The 2,500-nt window shown below is 68.7% G+C and carries 1 protein-coding gene and 1 pseudogene; one reads left to right on the top strand and one right to left on the bottom strand.

Translation table 11 applies throughout. The features are described 5' to 3' along the window. A pseudogene (locus AB0N17_RS46105) lies at positions 1–2,048 on the bottom strand (hypothetical protein); the annotation flags it as partial. 164 nt (positions 2,049–2,212) lie between these two features. On the opposite strand from AB0N17_RS46105, the gene AB0N17_RS46100 reads away from it, so the two are divergent. Continuing rightward, on the top strand, positions 2,213–2,428 hold the full coding sequence (locus AB0N17_RS46100; protein WP_366017653.1) for a hypothetical protein: 216 nt from the start codon (positions 2,213–2,215) through the stop codon (positions 2,426–2,428). The last annotated feature ends 72 nt before the right edge of the window (positions 2,429–2,500 follow it).

Raw genomic sequence — 2,500 nt, 5'->3', positions numbered from 1 at the left:
ACGTCGACGACGGGTGCCGCGTGAATGTTGCCGTCGCAGCAGCCGTGGACGTCGGCCACGCCGTCCAGACCCAGGTGTGCCCACGGCGTCGCCCACAAGCGGTGGGGAGCGACACGGGGTACGTCGTCCGCGAGGGCGTCGAAGCCGAACTGCCGTGCGGACTGTTCGAGCAATGCGGCCCGCCGGGACGGTTCTTTCCCCGGCTGGGGAAGGACATGGTGGAACCAGGTACTGCGGTTGTCGGGCTCTGGCAGGTGACGGTTTCGCTCGCTGATCGCCTTTCGCAGCTCACCGTACTCGGCCGCGAGGAGCAGGCCGGCGTCGTCAAGGAGCGGGTCGAGTAGTCGTGCAGCGGCCGCGTGCCGTGGGAGGTGGCGGCGGACGTACGCGGGAGCTTTAGCCCAATCCGGGCGGCCGCCAGTGATCGGAGCGAGCCCGGTAAGGACGCGCGTGATCCGGCGCTCGACGAGGTGGTCGTCGTGGGCCAAGCGTAGGTAGTCCACCAGCGCTTGGTGGTAGAGCCGGTAATGGATCTCCTCCTGGTCGACGGTCTGCTCCACCAGGAAGTCGGCCGCCGTGGCGAGCAGCCACTCCAGGCCGGCCAGGGTGTAGGCGCGCTGAGCGATGGCGTTGGCGACCTGCGGCCAGACCATGCCATGCGTCAGGCCAGTGCCGTGCGCGTAGGCGAGGGGCAGGAGGAGGTCTCGGACCCGGTGGTGATCCGGGCTCAGGCGGAAGAGGTAGTCGTCCAGAGCGTCGGCCACGGTCCCCAGCAGGCGTGACAGTTCCTCTCCGGTCGGGTCGACGACCGTGTCGCTGTCGGTCAGCGTCCGGCTGACGAGCTGGGCGATGAGGAAGGTGGGGTACGCCCTCTCGGCGACCGCTTCCGCCACGCGTGCGGCGAGAGCCGGCTGGTCACGGTAGGGGCTGTGCGTGTGCGGGTCGTCGGCAGCAAGCAGCCTGCGCCGCACGTATTCGGTCAGGTCATCGGGGTCCAGCCATGGATGGCAGTCGAGGTCGATGATGCGGGCGTCGTGCCCGCAGGCCGTCAGCAGGCTGTTGCGGGGGCCTGGACGGGTGCCGACGAGGACGCGCAGGCCGGTGGCGTCGCGCGCCAGCCTGCGCAGGGCGCGGGCGAGACCTTCCGGATCGGCTGCCTCGTCCAGCGCGTCGACGACGACGGTGAGTTCGGCGGGCCATGCTGGAAGGAGTGCGGCGAGGATGTGCAGCCGCTGGGCTTCCGCTGTGCTGGTCAAGTCGACCCCTGCGACGGCGGCGATACGGTCGAGCACGTCATGCACCGACCGGCCGCGGGCGAGGACGGCGAGATCGACGCAGCCGGTAGGCGGAACCGTGGCCTCGGGCACGCCGTCCACCGGGATTCTCTTGCGCAGGTCCGGGTCTGCCAAGGTGACGATGCGTGCCAGCACCGTGGACTTACCCGATCCGGGTCCTGCCGTCACCACGCGCACCCGTCCGTCCGGGGCGCCGCCGGAGAGCCAGGAGACCAGCTCGCTCAACGCGCGGCAGCGGCCGGTGAAGTACCAGCCTGCTCGGCCCTGTTCCGCACCACGGGCCTTGGGATCCCAGTGGGCGCTCAGCTCACCGGCATTGATCCAGACACCGTCCGACAGGAAACCGGGCGAGGGCTTCAGCAGGCGCATGATGCGCTCGACGTTGTTCCCCAGGTGGACGAACTCCGCATGAAGCCGCTCCTGCGGCAACGATGATTGCGAAGGCTTGGGCTGGTGGGCTACCGCACGCAGCTTCGTGAGGGCCGTGGCCAGCCGACGCTCCCGCATCCACGGCTCGGCGATGGTAGCTCTGAGCAGGTCCTTGACGAACTTTTCATCGACTAGGTGGCCTGCAAGCCGCTCGCTGATCGTGGCGCGGGACATGTGCATCTCGCTGCCCAGCGTCCTCAGGTCCTTGCCGCTGGCGTCAACCTGCTCCCGTAAGAACTCCGCCAGTTTGCGCACCTCGTCGGGACTGTCCGTACTGACCGGCTTCCAAGGTCGGCCTCTCTTGCCGCGCTCGACCACGTGCACCCCCCAGTGCTGCGCCGTCAGGCCTCATCCGCCCGGACAATGCGGTCTTGTCCGGACCTTACCTGAGGGAACGCCCTGGACTTGGGCGGACAAACAAACCGATCACCAAAGTGGTGACATGCCACCGCGAACCCACGCGGAGGCCAGCTCGTAAGGAGGTACTCATGATGCCGTCCTGGCTCTCCCACGCGCTCGCGCCCGGCGCCCGCCAGTGCGTGATCGTCGCCCTATTTGTCCCGGCGGCCCTGATTGCACTCACCGCAACAGTGCCGGCGATGCTCGTCCTGCCGTTCCTGCCCGACGGGACAGGCCGCGCCGTGCAACTCCTCACAGCACACACCGACTACATACGCACCCTGCTGGACGGCAGCCAACCCTAATTGGTGGCGCCCACCATCAGGCCGTCCAGGACCGTGCGCAGATCACCGCGCCGCTCGCCCTCCTGCACAGCC

Origin of the sequence: Streptomyces sp. NPDC051133 (assembly GCF_040682635.1) — a bacterium.
GTDB lineage: Bacteria > Actinomycetota > Actinomycetes > Streptomycetales > Streptomycetaceae > Streptomyces.
Note: the sequence above shows the minus strand (reverse complement) of the source record. Positions and strands in the feature narration are given on the sequence as shown.